Raw genomic sequence first — 14,691 nt, 5'->3', positions numbered from 1 at the left:
GAAACTTAAAAGGTGGTTCATGACTCTTCACACATCGAAGACTCACCTGCTGAAACCGCGAAAAAACCATCGCGCAACCCGTACGCAGTAGTCTATTCAAAGCCTGGCGCTCTTCGTTTCTCGATCGCTGGTGCGCTCGCCCGCTCTCCTATGTCCATGGTCGGCATCGGAATTATCCTTATGGTTTCTGCCTACGCAGAGTCGTGGGGGTTGGGCAAAGAAGCCTACACACTGGCTGGAAAAATTAGTGCCGTCTATGTGATCGCGCATGCTCTATATGCACCGCAGTTAGCTCGGCTCGTTGACAATTACGGTCAGGCTCGGATTATGCGTCCGGCAATTGTGGTGGCTGCGCTGTCCTTAACCTCGCTCGTGGTCTGCACAATTACGGGACAGCCAACATGGACACTGTATGTGTTCGCTGTTCTTACCGGTGCAACTGTCGGTTCGTTAGGTGCGATGGTACGAGCACGCTGGTCACACATTATTTCTGACCCTCGAGAACTACACACTGCATTCTCGTTAGAAGCCGCCATCGATGAGATGATCTTCGTGATCGGTCCCATCGCAGCGACCTTATTGGCGACGTCTATAACCCCCTACGCAGGACTTATCGTTCCTGTGGTTCTTATGGTTGTGGGCGGTTTCTGGTTCTTGGCACAAAAAACCACAGAGCCACCACCTGTTGTTAAAGAGTCTGGGCACGCATCACAAAAAGTGCTACGAAATCCTGCGCTCCTCAGCCTTATCGCAGTGTTTGTGTGCGTGGGCGCTATCTTTGGTGCGTCTGATGTTGCAACGCTTGCGTTTGCTGAAGAACAAGGAACAAAAGCAACGGCGGGGCTCATTCTTGGCCTCTTTGCTCTCGGCTCCTGCGTTTCTGGGCTTTTCTATGGCGCACGCCAGTGGGCATCGCCTTTATGGGTACGCTTTGTTATCGGCAATGTGGCGCTAGCTGTGTTGTCGTCACTATTTTTCGTTGCCACGAACTTGTGGATGCTCGGTGCAACAATGTTTGTTGCTGGTCTGGCGATTTCCCCAACTTTAATTAACGGAAATAACCTTGTGCAGCTTGTCGTACCGCCGCGGCAACTCACTGAGGGACTCACATGGCTTAGTACCGCGTTAGGTGTTGGTGTGGCTTTAGGGTCTTCTCTTGTTGGTAAACGTATTGACGAGCATGGCGCCCATGAAGGCTTCCTCGTTGTTGTTGTTGCTGCGTTGTGTTCAGTGGCTATTACTCTGTTGGCAATGAAGTTCTTAAAAGCCCAAACGGCAACTCATTCGGCCGAACGAATCACCACAATTGACCTCAATCCATCGGCCTAATCTCAACAGCGAGAACGCTCTCCTAAGCGGGGACAGAACTCCCCACTTTTAGCCATTCCCAGCGTTTGCATCTGAGCATTAGGCTGTGCTCATGCTCACCTCCACACAAGCTACTACTGCACGACCCCTCAACTACTCTCTGCGCGACGCAGTAAACCCCACAACAGTTGATTCCTTCATGAACCTACTGATTGCTACATTGCGTCATTATGAGACCACAGGACGGCTCCACCCGGATGGGTTGACCGCCGATCAAGTAGCTAATTTCTCGTTCACGCCAGCCCGCGGCCAAGGGTATGCGCGTGTGACTGTAGAAAAAATCAGGAATGAAGCAATCCTTGCTCTACGCACATACGAGGGATCTTTAGCGGGAGGTTCTGTTCTTCACAGCCCTCTCACCCGAATCAACCGGGTCAAGCAACTCGCACCTCACGTGTCCCTTGACCAAGCACGCGACACCACGGCGGTCTCCTCACCAGCGGCCGCTCGCACAACCACATACACCGCTTCGCATGCTGTTGTTCCTACCCCACCACTTAGGTCGCATGTGCCTGCTGCAACAACAGAAGCAGCTGCACCAGTTAACAATGAGTTCGCGAGCCCCCACACCACATCAAGCATTGAGTTTCCACTCGATGTGCTTACCGTTGCCGAAAAAATCCATGCAGCTAACAAGACACGCGAACGACTTGACCGTATTGCTCCCGGCCAAGTAACTGCACCCGACCTTATTCGGGTAAGCACCCCTCAAGGAACATTCGTTGTTACCGGCGTACAGGTATTTCAAGACGGCCAGATAGTCTTACGCACCCGACGCTAACACCATGCGAAAACAATTAAATTCACACTTTATGCGTTATCCAGTACAGTAAGAGCACTTCATAGAGCTTAGTGAAAGATCACGCATGTTCACGTTTATCCTTATCGGGTCTATCGGCTTAGTATTACTCTCTTTTTCGATGCTCCTCGGGGAAATCTTTGACTTTGCAGATGGCATTTTCTCCGGCACAACGCTAGGGGCAGGGTTAACTGTCTTTGGGGCCGTAGGAGTCATCACAACTTCTGCCGAACTACCCTTGCACTGGACTTTCATCCTTTCAGGACTAGCCGGCATATGCGTGCTAGCCATAGTGCACCTCTTGATTAAGCGACTCAAAAACTCCGACGACACTGCACCAAGAATCATCGTCGGACTACAAGGAATCGCCACCACAGACATCTCCGCATCACATGGTGAAGTGTCCCTCGACGATCCAAACGAACTAGAACGCCGACTCGCATGGGCGCACCACCCCATCACCGAAGGCACCCGAATCGTCGTCATCTCTCATGCTGGATCCCGCGTGTGTGTTGAGCCCGTAAGCTCCACCGCGCCACATACCCCTGCCGAATAAACGCCTCCCCATACAGGAAGCGCGCCCCACCAAGGTTTCACACAAGTCACAGTGAAACCGAGCTGCACACTGCCCGCCTCTACCGAAAGGAACGCCCACTCAGGGCTGACTCATGGACGACCCAAACATTGTCATTTTCGCTGTTATAGCGCTCGTCATCACACTCTTTGCAGTAACAGCATTCATTGCAAAGCGGCTGCGCCGAGTACCACCAAACGAAGCGCTCATTATCGTCGGGCGCGGTGCCGGACGAGCAGCATCAGCAGACGCTAACCAGCGAGTCGTCATCGGTGGACGCGTATTCGTGTGGCCTATCCTCCAACAAGGCTTCCGTCTTTCGCTCGAACAACGCCAAATCGGAATTACCGTTGAAGGCGTAGACAAAAACCGCATCAAAATTGCGATTAAAGCGTCCATCAACTTCAAAGTACGCGGCGACGAAGAAGGCGTACGCAGGGCAGCACAGCGCTTCTTGTCACAACAAGAACTCCTCACCGAAATCATTAAAGAATCCCTTGAAGGCTCACTGCGCTCCATCGTTGGTGACATGACGATCGAGCAGATCATCTCCGACCGCAAGGGCCTCTCAGACCGCGTTGTTGAATCAACAAAAGCAGACCTCGCCGAGCAAGGCCTACAAGTTGACCTCCTCAACATCTCTGACATTTCCACACCAGGTTCGGACTACCTTGCCAACCTAGGTCGTGCAGAAGCAGCACGCGCCCGCCAAATCGCTGAAGTCTCTGAAGCAGAAGCTAAACGAGCCTCCGAATTCGCGGTCATCGACGCATCTGAGCAAATCGCTGAACGCCAAAAAGCCCTTGACCTCCGAAAAGCCTCCATCAAAGCAGAAACTGACAAGGCGAACGCTGAAGCAGAAGCTGCAGGACAACTCGCACGCGCGGAACAAGACCGCCTCGTCGCAACGCAACAACGTGAAGCACTTGCTGAGCAGGCTAAAGTCACCGAAGAAGAACTCGACATTTCGGTTCGTAAACCGGCAGAAGCAGACGCTTACGCGAAAGTTCAGGCTGCTAACGCTTCTCGTGACACCACAAACGCGCAAACTGAAGCGGACGCATTCAAGCGAACAACCATCGCACAAGCCAACAAGACCGCTGCAATTCAAGACGCAGAAGCTGCCGCAGAAGCTGTCCGCCGCCAAGGTGAAGCAGACCGTGACCGCCAAGTAGCACTTGCCGCAGGTATCAAAGCAGAAGGTGAAGCACGCGCTTACGCTATTGAAGCTGAGGGTCGTGCAGAAGCTGCCGCAACCGATGCAAAAGCAGAAGCACTCAAGAAGTATGGCGAAGCCGCGCTTGTTCAAGAGCTCATTGAGCGTCTCCCTGATATTGTTCGTGCCGCTGCAGAGCCAGTTGGCAACATTCAAGGCATGACCGTTATTTCAACTGACGGTGCAACGGCCGTATCAAAGAATGTCACCAACGTACTTGCTGAAGGTCAGCAAATCATCAAGCAGCTCACCGGTGTCGATATCGCTGAACTCGTCACAAACGCTGCCAACAAAACAGAGCAGTAAATTAAGCAACGATGAAGGGGCTAGGCGGATACCGCCTAGCCCCTTCACGTATACGTACACGATTTATGCGATGGTCGCTCCAAAGAGGAGACCCAACACATAGGTCACTGCCGCGGCACCAAAACCGATAGCGAGCTGGCGTATTGCCCTACGCAAAGGCGATGATCCTGAAAGCACTCCGACGCTCGTTCCGGTGAGGATCAGTGCGACACCTACCAGTGCTGATGCCACCCATACTGCTTGTAAGCCATCGAGGCCAAACATGTACGGCAAAATCGGAATGAGCGCGCCGGACGCGAAGAAGAAGAAACTCGAAATCGCAGCACCCCACGCTGTACCGACTGCTTCATGCTTGTCATGCTCTGCGTCTTCAGCAAGTTTTGTGTGGGCGGTGAAATTCGCAATCATGTTTTTGGCATGCGTTTCGGCATCGTTGCTACTCATGCCGCGCGCCCTATACACCAACGCCAATTCGTTTTGATCAACGTCAAGATCACCAATTGCTTGTGATGCTTTCGGTGATGGGTTCTCTGCGGCCAGCAGTTCGCGCTGGGAACTCACCGAAACATACTCACCCGCGCCCATAGATAAAGCACCAGCGAGCAGCCCAGCGAAACCAGACAATAAAACTGTTCCGTGTGATGCCCCCGACGCTCCAATACCTAAGATCAGCGCAAGGTTAGACACCAGCCCGTCATTCGCCCCAAATATTGCTGCCCGAAAAGTTCCTGAAATACGTTGGCGGCCGCGAGTAGCCAGACCACGCACTACTTCACCGTGGATCCGTTCGTCTGCAAGCATTTTTGCTGGCGCATCAGCGTCCGCTTCATATGCGGTGCGGCCCTCTGCTTGCTGGGCTAAAGCCAAAACAAAGACTCCTCCAAAGCGTCGAGCCAGCCAGCCCAGCATACGTGTGCGCTTGGAACCTTTTAAGGGTTTACCGATGTGTGGGCCAAGCAGGTCACGCCAATGTTGTTCGTGGCGTTTTTCTGCGTCAGCTAATGCGAGGAGGATCTCTCGTTCTTCTCCGGTCTTACGACTAGCAAGATCTCGATAGACCGCACCTTCTGCTTGTTCGTCGGCAAGATAGTTACGCCATTTTTTGATTTGTTTGGGGGTGGGCGCAGGTACGTTCGATGATGAAAAGCTATCTGGAGGGCTGTGCGTTTCAGTCATGTGACTTTCCTTAGCTTGGAGGGGCTGGCGCCTTGTTGCGGCTGTGTACATTCTTCCAAGCCATTGCACAATGCTGCTTCTGGGAGGCTGAAGGTACAAGTTCGTCTATGCGAACTTCTATGGCAGTGTAGAGATCATGACTGACATTGCAGCGTTCACTGAGCAGGTTCGCGAGTTCTCCGTCGAACGTGATTGGCCGCAGTTCCAAGACCCCAAGTCTTTACTTTTAGCGTTAATGGGTGAGGTTGGCGAGGTCGCTGAATTGGTGCAGTGGTTGAGAGAAGACGCTGTGGTTGAAGAGTTCTCTTCACCGGAAAGACGAGAGCGTATCGGCGAAGAACTCGCTGACGTATTCATTTATTTGATTCGTCTTGCAGACGTCCTAGGCGTTGATTTGGGCGCGGCAGGTACAGCCAAACTTGAACGAAATCGAGACCGTTTCCCCGTTACTGGTCCACACAGTGTTGTGGGTAAGTTTGTGTCAAAAAGTTAAGAGCGCAGCCATGACTGGCTGCGCTCTTAATGAGTATCCGTCGGTTATGTGGTGTGGTCTTCGTATTCTTCGAAGTCGTGTTCGCCTGTTTTCTTGTCATAGGCGTTTAAATGGATGACTGCTGCTGCAAGTCCGCCCCATAGCACGACAATAGAGACGATCAACGTGACGATTGCTATGGGCGTCATCAGTTTTCTCCTTGTGTGTTTGCTTGAATGCTCTTGGCGTAGATGCGCTCGTTGGGCAGGGTCGGTTCTGGCACAAATTCGTCTGGTGATTGTTTCCATTTCACAAGAGTCATAATTGTTGCGGCGAGGACGATGAAGGCAACTGCTCCCCAGCCATACAGTGTGTTGAACCAGACTGGGTTGTTGCTATACGGCGTCCCCACGACACTTTGAATTTGAGCTGCCATCATCCAAAGAAGCACCACAGGGACGACGATGGAGACAAGAACTTGCCATGTTTTTCCGATTCGGAAACTGGAGTGTGCGTTGAGGTGATCACGCAATACTGGGATCATGCCGAAGGCCAGCAAGGCCACGAGCATGGCGATCGCTGATCCGACAATTCCGATTTCGTTCGTCCATTTATCTACTACGTCGAGGATGAATAAACCATCTTCACGAGCGAAGAGCAGGATTGATAGGACTGCTGAGACTGCTCCGACTCGCACTGCTGCTTGGCGTGCGTCCCACCCAAATTTGTCTTGGAAACTTGCTGACACAACTTGGAGTAGTGAAACAAGCGAGGTGAGTCCGGCTAGTACCAAGGAGGCAAAGAATAAGAAGCCGAAGATGCTTCCGCCGGGCATGCTCGCCACGATTGATGGGAAGGTGACAAAGGACAGCATGACACCTTTAATGTCGTCCATGTCTGCAATGGATATGCCTTGCTGTTGGGCCATAAACCCAAGCGTGGAAAATACGCCGATGCCTGCAAGTACCTCAAATGATGAGTTAGCGAACCCGACTACAAGCCCCGGTCCTGTAAGGTTTGACCGCTTTTTAATGTACGACGAGTACGTAATCATGATGCCGAAGGCAATGGATAGCGAAAAGAAAATCTGCGAATACGCGGCAAGCCATACTTGCGGGTCAGCGAGCGCAGCCCAATGCGGGGTAAATAATGCGTTGAGACCGTCCATTGCGCCGGGGAGGAAGAGCGCGCGAATCACGAGTGCTGCAAATAAAACAACGAGGAGCGGAATGAACACGATGTTTGTGCGTTCCAGTCCTTTTTGCACACCGAATCCGAGGATCAGCAGGGTGACGATCCATACTGCGAGCAGCCCAAATAAGATGTGTGGCACGAACGCGCCAACGTCGCCTACTTCTTGTGTTACTTGAAGGTAGTCGTTGGTAAAGAATGATCTGGCGTCGTCTCCCCAGCGTAAGTCGAGGGAGAAGAAGGCGAAGCTACCAGCCCACGCGATGATGACTGCGTAATACAGGATGATCACGAAGCAGATGATGGTTTGGAACCAGCCGAGCCATTCAAATTTTTTACGGATACGACGAAAAACCGTGGGTGGGGCACCGCGGAAACGGTTACCCAACGCGTAGTCGATAAAAAGAATGGGGATACCTGCGGTGAGCAATGCGATCAGGTAAGGCAGGATAAATGCGCCTCCACCGTTCTCGTATGCTACGCCGGGGAATCTCCATATGTTTCCCAGGCCGACCGCAGACCCGATGGCTGCAAAGATGAATCCTGCTTGGCCGGACCATTGTTCACGCTTTTTGGGCGTGGACTTCGTCGTGCGTGCCATGCTTCCTCCTGGCCGAAAGGTCGGAACCTAGTGTTATCTAATCTAAAAAATAGTAGTGAACGCTCCATTATGCGCGCTGAACTGTCTTACACATCAAACGTTTAATTCTCTGACGTGCGTGAATGCAACGGGCGCATCATGCAAGAACAGTTAAAGTGGATCCTCGCTGCGATAGTTGGCTTACCGAAATACGGTCATGAATCGTCTGCTTCAGAGTTTCCACGTGTGAAACAACCCCGATGGTTCGTCCCCCGTCGCGCAAAGAGCCAAGTACCTGTACCACGGCATCGAGCGTATGCGGGTCCAAACTGCCAAACCCTTCATCAACAAATAACGTTCCTAGTTCGATACCACCGGCTTCTGCCGTTACGACGTCTGCGAGGCCAAGAGCAAGGCACAAAGAAACATAAAAAGTTTCCCCACCGGACAAGGTGCGTGGGTCACGAGACGTCTCTGTGTTGTGATCGATAACCCGTAAAGCAAGCCCTGTTTTACGGCTTCGGACGTCTTCTTTCTCATCTGAGCGCTCAAGTTCATAACGGCCATCGGACATCATCACGAGGCGACTGTTTGCTGCCGAAACAACATCTTCGAAACGACGCATAAGCACAAAGGTGGCAAGTGTCAGACGTTTTGTGTTGTCGCTGGAATTGCCGTTGACGACTCCAGCCATTCGTAACACAGGGGCCACGGCAGCATATGTCTTGGCAACAGTTTTTAGTATTTCTTCAAGCGCTTCTGCCCGCTTATTCGTGTTGTCATGCACCAACGCCAACTCGTGCACTGTGTTTTGCGCGTCTGTATGGCGCGCTTGCGCTGTCTGCCATGCCTCATGCAACTCAGCGACGTTAACGTCTAGAGCTTCTGGAAGGTCAACAAGAACAGGATCGTTCAGTTGTGTATGCAGTGTTACACGACGTTGCTCAAAAGCCACAATGTTGTGTTCTAAGGTTTCACGCTCATGTTGTGGGAGTTCGGCGTTGCGTGCTTCTTGTTCGTCGGTAAAGCCGTGTTCTGTAAGAGTGCGTTGCACCTCAGATTCACGCGTTGTAACAGTGTGATTGGCGCGCGCCCGTTCTTCAATGGCCTCAATGAGCGTTGACAGTTTCTGAGCCCGTACATGTAACAGATGCTGTAGCTCCTCTACGCTACTGGTGGTGGTTGTGGTGGGGTTGAACTCGTGCACAACGTCATGAATGCGTTTTTTCTGTTCGTCGATGACTCGTGTTTGCTCATCGGCGCGGGCGGCGCAGGTTGCTTCTTCTTGAGCAGCAACAGATTTTTGTGTTTCAAGGTCGCTTGTTTCGGCGTCGAAGTCTTTGAGTTGCTGTTCCACGTCGTGCGCTAAGGTTTGGGCTTCACGTGCTGCGGTCAAGGCAGCTTGCGCTTCGTCGAGGCGTGTTTGGGCTTCTTCACGGTTAGCGCCTGTAATGTGCTTGCGTAAACCTGCTACTCGTTCTTGCGCTGCGGCTAGTTGGCTTTGCGCTTCGGCAAGGTCCCGTTCTGCTGCTTTGCGTTGTGTTTCAGCTTCGGCGACGTTTTCTTGTGTTGTCGCGTTTTCATCTCGCTGCGCTGGTGCTGGATGGGTTGTTGACCCGCACACCATGCAGGGCTGATCTGGTTCAAGTTCTTGCGCGAGGTCTCCAGCGATGTGCGTCAACCATGCTTGCCTTTGTGCGTGTTCATGGTCTGCTGCGTGCTGAGCAACTGCAACACATGCGCTGACGTGTTCTTGTGATGTGTTCGCTTCGCTTTCTGCTTGGCTGAACAGATCCCATCGTTCAATATTGTCTTCTGCATGAGCCACTGCTGTTGCATACAGTTCTTCATTGGCAGCTTGTTTCTGCTGTTCACGATGCTTTTTATCCAGTTTTGCCCGACGCGCAGGCCGGTCCACCACTAAGGATTCCAGACGAGCGTACGTATCTGCTGCTTGTTGGGCCGCGCGGGCGTCGTTGTCACGCGTTTTTTCTTGCTGGGGGATGTTCTGTTCTACACGAACGAGTTCAACGAGTTGACCTTGTTGCTGTTGTGCAGCGTCGCGTTGCGTAACCAGCACATTTTTGTTGTCGGTGAAGGTGCGTTCAAATAGGCTCACGGTGCTGCGTTGCGCAGGAGTTGCGAAGGGATCTTGTAACGGCAAGTCGCCGTCCACGTGTGGCAGGTCTGCATATTCTTGTGCGTCTTCTACAGCGCTTAAGAACTCGGTTAACGCATGATGTGCGTGTTGACGAGCTTCTTGCGCTGCTTCTAGCACTGAACTCACGTATGTTGCACGTTGTGCTGCTTTCAGCGCGACCTGTTTTCGCTGTATGTCAGGCACCTGTTCATTGAGTTCTGCGCTGTGTATACGTAGCTGGTTACGCTGCTCAATGCGTTGTTGCGTGGTGTTGTGCTGTTCGTAGAGTGTGTGAGCGCTGCGTTCTGCGCCGGCCAATATTATTCTGTGTGTTTCTGCGTCTTCTGCGTTGTCGCGGGTGCGCTTCAGTTCGCTGCGCACGTGGTCGTATAGTTCGTGGTCGTCACCTGCGATGAGGGCATCGATGTCATCGTGTTGGGTGCCGGCTGCTTGGTGAAATGCGAGGACCGCTTCGCGTCGTTTTTGCAGACTCGATGCGACGTCGCGTTCGGCGTCTCGTTTCATTGCGGCGAGTTGTTCTTGGGTTTTTTCGTAGAGTTCGGTGCCGAATACTTTTTGTAAAAGTTGCCTGCGGTCTTCAGGCTGGGCGCGCAAAAAATTAGCGAATTCGCCTTGGGGTAGCACAATCGTTTGTACGAATTGGTGACGATCCAGCCCTATTATTCGCGTAATTTCTGCGCCTGTTTCGTCCATGCGCTGCGAGCGCAGTTCACCAACTGTGAGATGTAGTGTCGCGTGTGCGGTGGGGGCGGTTCGGCATGTGTTGATGTATGTTTCGAGATCGGTGGTGCTGAGTCTCCACAGTTTGACGTGCGCTTGTTCTTTGATGAACCCGGTGCCTCGTTTTTTGCGTCGCATTCGTTCGGGGTGTCGGGTGACCCGAAAGATCCCGTGTGTTGTTTCAAAGACGAGGTCGACGTAGCTGTCGTCGGTGTCGTCTGCGTATGCTGATCGGATGCGATCGTCGCTTGTTGCGCTTGATGCGACTTTTCCATACAGTGCAAAAACAATGGCATCGATAATTGTGGATTTTCCCGAGCCGGTGGGCCCTTCAAGAAGGAAAAGGCCAGAAGCGGAGAGCGTTGCAAAGTCGATGTGATGTTCCGTCGCGAAAGGACCGATTGCGCTTAAGGCCATGTGGTGGAGCTGCATGTTAGGCGCTTCTTTCTGCTGCTCGCACGGCATCTAATGCTTGGTTCAGGACAGCGATTTCTTCGCTGCTCGGGCTTCTGTCGGTGACTTCCGTAACGAACTGTACTGCCACGTCGCTTGGGTTGGTGTGTGTGGTTACTAGGATTGATTCTTTGGGTCTACGGTCGGTTGCTGCTGGTGTGTGCTGCATGACGAGGGCGTGTGGGAAACGCTTTTTAAGTGTGGCGTTCATGTCGTGCGGACGCTGCTGGTCGGTGACGTAAATGCGCAGCCAGTCGTTGACGTGTGGGTCGGTGCGTGAGTCAAGCAGTTCGTCCATTGTGCCGGTGAGTTCGTGCAGTTTTCGAGGGACGGGCGCTGGGATGAGAGTGGGTTCGCCGACTATTCCCGTGCGGTCCATATCTAGGAGCACAGTAGATTTTTTGTGGTTCATTTCGGAGAAAGAAAAGGCCAGAGGTGAGCCTGAATAGCGCATGTGTGGGGTTGTCGATACCTGTTGTGGTCCGTGTAGGTGACCCAATGCGCCGTAGTCGATGCCGGCGAATACGCCTGCGCGTATCGAATCAACTCCGCCTACTCTGATGTCGCGTTCGGATTCGCTTGGTTCTCCACCTGTCACAAAAGCGTGTGCCATAACGATCATTGGCACGTGCGTTGCGGAACTGCTGTGTGCAGCGCGTATGCGGTCCATTGCTGCGCGCATGACTGCTTCATGGCTGCGGGCTGGTGTTTCGTCGTCCGTTGTGAGGTGTGGGCGGGCTGCGTCTGGGTCAAGGTATGGCAGGGCATACACGTGAACTGTTTCGTCGTGTTCCCCGGTGAGGGCTACTGGGGTGGTGATGTTCTTCAGTTGGGTGCGAATGTGCAAGTTTGAGCGCATGAGATGTGCACCGAAACCGAGTCGAATAGCAGAGTCGTGGTTGCCGGGTGTGAGTATCACGTGGCTGTGTTCGGTGAGTCGCGCCAATGTGTGCGATAACAGTTCGACTGCATCAACGGGTGGGATAGCCCGATCGTAGATGTCTCCGCTTACGAGCACTGCGTCTACGCCTTGGTCCACGACAAGGTCGACGAGGTGGTCAAAATAGGCGGCGTGATACTCGAGCAGGTCAACGCCGTGCAGTGTGCGTCCGATATGCCAATCGGACGTGTGGAGTATACGCATGCATCAAAGTTAACCCAGCTCAGCGTGAACGTGCTGTATGCGGTGCACGAGACCTCAGATAAAGCAGAGTGCCTGTGCATTATATTTTTGTGTTCTTTTCGTAATTATTGACGGAAAAAGTGGGTGTAATGTTTCCCTTCACGCAGGAGTCGTTACATAATCGTTATATGCCGTCATCGTCGACTCGCTTCACAGCAGGGCTTCTCGCCCTCGCGATTCCGTTTGTGCCCGCAATAGCGCACGCACAAACCATGACCGGTGATGCCCCAACCGTATCCTCGCACCGTGCTTCTGCTTTGCCGTCAGCTATCGGCGCTAGCGCTTCATCTTTCACAGCGGCAGAACGCGCAACCCTCGAATCGGCGATTGATGCCGCCATGCATGCAAGCGCATACGCCCAATATGCGATCCAATTCGCATACCACGCTGACCCCTTCGAAACATCCCTCATCGAAGACTATTACGTCTACGCGCTCACTTCAGTTGAAGCCGCCCGAGCAGAACTCGCTCATGCACTCGCCACTGTCCCTACCAACGAGCCACAGCTGACGTTGCTGTTACACAAAATGCAGCACCGGCTAGATCTGCTCCACAAACACCTCAACGCATAATCCGCACAACTCCTCACCACATGGCTATTGATGCCTACACATTGGAGTTGCACAATGGAGAACATGACACGTGAGAATAAGTTCTCGCTACGAAACGTAGCCACCACAGTTGGCCTCAGCATCGCATTAGCTTCCGGAGGCCTCGTCCTTACCGGTTGTGCAGAATTCGAAGCTGAAGTTGAGTCAGCACAATCCGATATTTCCGGAATCTTGAACGATGCGCGTGAACAGATCAACACCATCGCGGATCAAGGCAGCACACTCATTGCTGAAGCTAAAGCGTTCTCTGATGCCGCACAATTTAGCGTTGAAGACGCAACCACCTCCGCACAAAACGCCGCCACAGAAGCACGCGATGCGTTAACTTCCCTCGAAGACAAAAAAGCCGATGCAGAGCAGCTAGCAGCTAATGCGCAAGCAGACCTTGAAGAAGCCAAGAAAAAGTTTGATGATCTTTCGCACACCCTTACTGGCGAAGAACTAGCCAAAATTGAGGCTGAGCGAGACCGCGTTGTACAAACCCTTGACGAGTTGATTACTGACCTCGAACAGGCACAAAAGTAGCCCCTATTGTCATATCCGTGGATATAAAGCGAACAGCCTGTATCTCAACACGATGTTGAGATACAGGCTGTTCTTTGACTCAAAACTCATTGAGCCTCCGTAAAGTTCTCCACTGAAATGCTCAGAAACTCGCGGCCAGAATTTTGGAAAATTGAGAACTCTGCGAAGACTTTCCCATCAGCGTCAGTCATCTCAAATTCTTTTGAGCTACCGCCTTGGTCTACCTGAGTGATCGCAATAGATTCTCGTCCCCCATGTTCAGCGATACTTTGTTGCATCTGTACCAGCAACGCATCAGCTTCTTCTTGTGGCGAGGGCACTTGGAACAAGGAGCATAGTTCGTTAGAGGATTGTTGTTCGACAGCGTCAAGCATTGTAGACACGACCTGAGCTACATTTTCACCGCCAGGTCCTGAACACCCTTCATATGATGCTTGTTGACACCCCGCAACAACAGTCGCTGTGAACAGCGACAACACCACTAAATATTGTGTGCGTACCATGTGCGACCGTTCGTAGACAATTCGGTAACAGGGACATTCTTCTTATCCTCAGAATGGAACGTTTCCCAACTTCCACCACGCGTTATTGCTTTTCCAATAACCGAACTTTTTCCAACCGTCTGCTTCAAAAGCTTGAGAACTCGCTAGATGGCATATCTGCAGATCCAAGCCCCGAGTTCGGGGCTACCTCATCGGTTTGTATGGCTTCGTAATAGCTATCGTCTTTCGCAATCAGACCCTTTACAACGTTCGTTGTAGTGTCGATTGTCAACTCATACTCAGCCATTTCCTGCCACGCATCAGCCCCTACGACTCCCGGCATTTCCCTAGTGTAAAGATATTCGAAAGCGACAACTTTATCGCTCTTACCTTTATCGCCTATTTCCCTAGCGTCAACCAACTCGATTTTCGACGACAAGATTTGGAGACCATCCGCTCGTCTCTTCTCTTTATCCTTTTGCGCCTCAACCAGTTCTGCAGAGAGTTCTCTAGCAACCTCTGGGCTCGTTTTAAGTTTTGGACTTGAGCTGAAAACTCTTGCGCTCGCGGGAAGATCAAACCCTGCGTGCTCAATTGTTTGGAGTTCCGCCTTAAATTGCTCTCCAATTTCCTGAATGCTCTTCTCATCCATAGGTTGGGTAAGCTTGAACTGGTGAAGCAAGTAAACCCGACAAAAGCAAAGTGATTACAAGAGCGCATCCAGTGCGCCGCGAGTGTCTCATTTGAAATCCTTTCTGCAGTTTTATGCCCGATTTCATCACTATAGCGCTAAGTGCAAAAAGTGCAATCCCCCCAGAGTAGGAGATGTCGGGTGATATAGAGTCGGGTTTCGACAGAAGAGAGCAAGAGTCAT

14 protein-coding genes are annotated in these 14,691 nt (G+C 52.2%); 7 read left to right on the top strand and 7 right to left on the bottom strand.

Features of this window, described 5'->3' with window-relative positions:
* Positions 1-12: 12 nt before the first annotated feature.
* The 4 genes from ACR9EC_RS10415 to ACR9EC_RS10400 all read left to right on the top strand — a co-directional run bounded on the left by ACR9EC_RS10415 (position 13) and on the right by ACR9EC_RS10400 (position 4,263).
* Entirely contained in the window at positions 13-1,329 is a 1,317-nt protein-coding gene (locus ACR9EC_RS10415) for an MFS transporter (RefSeq protein WP_435299165.1), read from the top strand.
* A 91-nt stretch (positions 1,330-1,420) separates the two neighbouring features.
* Positions 1,421-2,149, top strand: coding sequence for a hypothetical protein (locus ACR9EC_RS10410; protein ID WP_435299164.1), 729 nt, complete (start codon positions 1,421-1,423; stop codon positions 2,147-2,149).
* A gap of 85 nt (positions 2,150-2,234) precedes the next feature.
* Complete coding sequence (locus ACR9EC_RS10405) at positions 2,235-2,723, top strand: NfeD family protein (RefSeq protein ID WP_435299163.1); 489 nt, start codon at positions 2,235-2,237, stop codon at positions 2,721-2,723.
* A 112-nt stretch (positions 2,724-2,835) separates the two neighbouring features.
* On the top strand, positions 2,836-4,263 hold the full coding sequence (locus tag ACR9EC_RS10400) for a flotillin family protein (protein ID WP_435299162.1): 1,428 nt from the start codon (positions 2,836-2,838) through the stop codon (positions 4,261-4,263).
* A 63-nt stretch (positions 4,264-4,326) separates the two neighbouring features.
* On the opposite strand, the gene ACR9EC_RS10395 is transcribed toward ACR9EC_RS10400, so the two are convergent.
* Positions 4,327-5,439 (bottom strand): VIT1/CCC1 transporter family protein, encoded by a 1,113-nt coding sequence (locus ACR9EC_RS10395; protein WP_435299161.1) that lies wholly within the window; start codon positions 5,437-5,439, stop codon positions 4,327-4,329.
* Between the two features lie 136 nt (positions 5,440-5,575).
* Between ACR9EC_RS10395 and ACR9EC_RS10390 the strand changes: the two genes are divergently transcribed.
* The gene (locus ACR9EC_RS10390; RefSeq protein WP_435299160.1) at positions 5,576-5,932 is read left to right on the top strand and encodes a nucleotide pyrophosphohydrolase; all 357 of its coding nucleotides are present in this window, start codon (positions 5,576-5,578) and stop codon (positions 5,930-5,932) included.
* A 44-nt stretch (positions 5,933-5,976) separates the two neighbouring features.
* Here the strand turns inward: ACR9EC_RS10390 and ACR9EC_RS10385 are convergent, their stop codons facing one another.
* The 4 genes from ACR9EC_RS10385 to ACR9EC_RS10370 form a co-directional block, all read right to left on the bottom strand.
* Entirely contained in the window at positions 5,977-6,120 is a 144-nt protein-coding gene (locus ACR9EC_RS10385) for a methionine/alanine import family NSS transporter small subunit (RefSeq protein ID WP_435299159.1), read from the bottom strand.
* On the bottom strand, positions 6,120-7,703 hold the full coding sequence (locus tag ACR9EC_RS10380; protein ID WP_435299158.1) for a sodium-dependent transporter: 1,584 nt from the start codon (positions 7,701-7,703) through the stop codon (positions 6,120-6,122). The genes ACR9EC_RS10385 and ACR9EC_RS10380 overlap by 1 nt, the downstream gene beginning before the upstream one ends.
* A 136-nt stretch (positions 7,704-7,839) precedes the next feature.
* Positions 7,840-10,995, bottom strand: a complete 3,156-nt coding sequence (locus tag ACR9EC_RS10375) for an AAA family ATPase (RefSeq protein WP_435299157.1) — start codon at positions 10,993-10,995, stop codon at positions 7,840-7,842.
* Position 10,996: 1 nt separating this feature from the next.
* Positions 10,997-12,160: an exonuclease SbcCD subunit D gene (locus ACR9EC_RS10370; RefSeq protein ID WP_435299156.1), complete on the bottom strand. Its 1,164-nt coding sequence runs from the start codon at positions 12,158-12,160 to the stop codon at positions 10,997-10,999.
* A gap of 167 nt (positions 12,161-12,327) precedes the next feature.
* Here ACR9EC_RS10370 and ACR9EC_RS10365 point away from each other — a divergent pair, with 167 nt between their 5' ends.
* Together ACR9EC_RS10365 and ACR9EC_RS10360 are read left to right on the top strand one after the other, a co-directional pair.
* Positions 12,328-12,771, top strand: coding sequence for a hypothetical protein (locus ACR9EC_RS10365; RefSeq protein WP_435299155.1), 444 nt, complete (start codon positions 12,328-12,330; stop codon positions 12,769-12,771).
* A gap of 63 nt (positions 12,772-12,834) precedes the next feature.
* Positions 12,835-13,335: a hypothetical protein gene (locus tag ACR9EC_RS10360; protein ID WP_435299154.1), complete on the top strand. Its 501-nt coding sequence runs from the start codon at positions 12,835-12,837 to the stop codon at positions 13,333-13,335.
* Between the two features lie 86 nt (positions 13,336-13,421).
* Here the strand turns inward: ACR9EC_RS10360 and ACR9EC_RS10355 are convergent, their stop codons facing one another.
* Positions 13,422-13,838 carry a hypothetical protein gene (locus ACR9EC_RS10355; RefSeq protein WP_435299153.1) on the bottom strand — a complete coding sequence of 139 codons (417 nt, stop codon included), beginning with the start codon at positions 13,836-13,838 and terminating at the stop codon, positions 13,422-13,424.
* Positions 13,839-13,962: 124 nt separating this feature from the next.
* Positions 13,963-14,469, bottom strand: coding sequence for a hypothetical protein (locus ACR9EC_RS10350; RefSeq protein ID WP_435299152.1), 507 nt, complete (start codon positions 14,467-14,469; stop codon positions 13,963-13,965).
* Between the last annotated feature and the right edge of the window lie 222 nt (positions 14,470-14,691).

The sequence above is a fragment of the Timonella sp. A28 genome (assembly GCF_051200815.1).
In the GTDB taxonomy this organism is placed as follows: Bacteria; Actinomycetota; Actinomycetes; order Actinomycetales; family Cellulomonadaceae; genus Timonella.
This window is presented reverse-complemented; position numbering and strand designations above follow the sequence as displayed.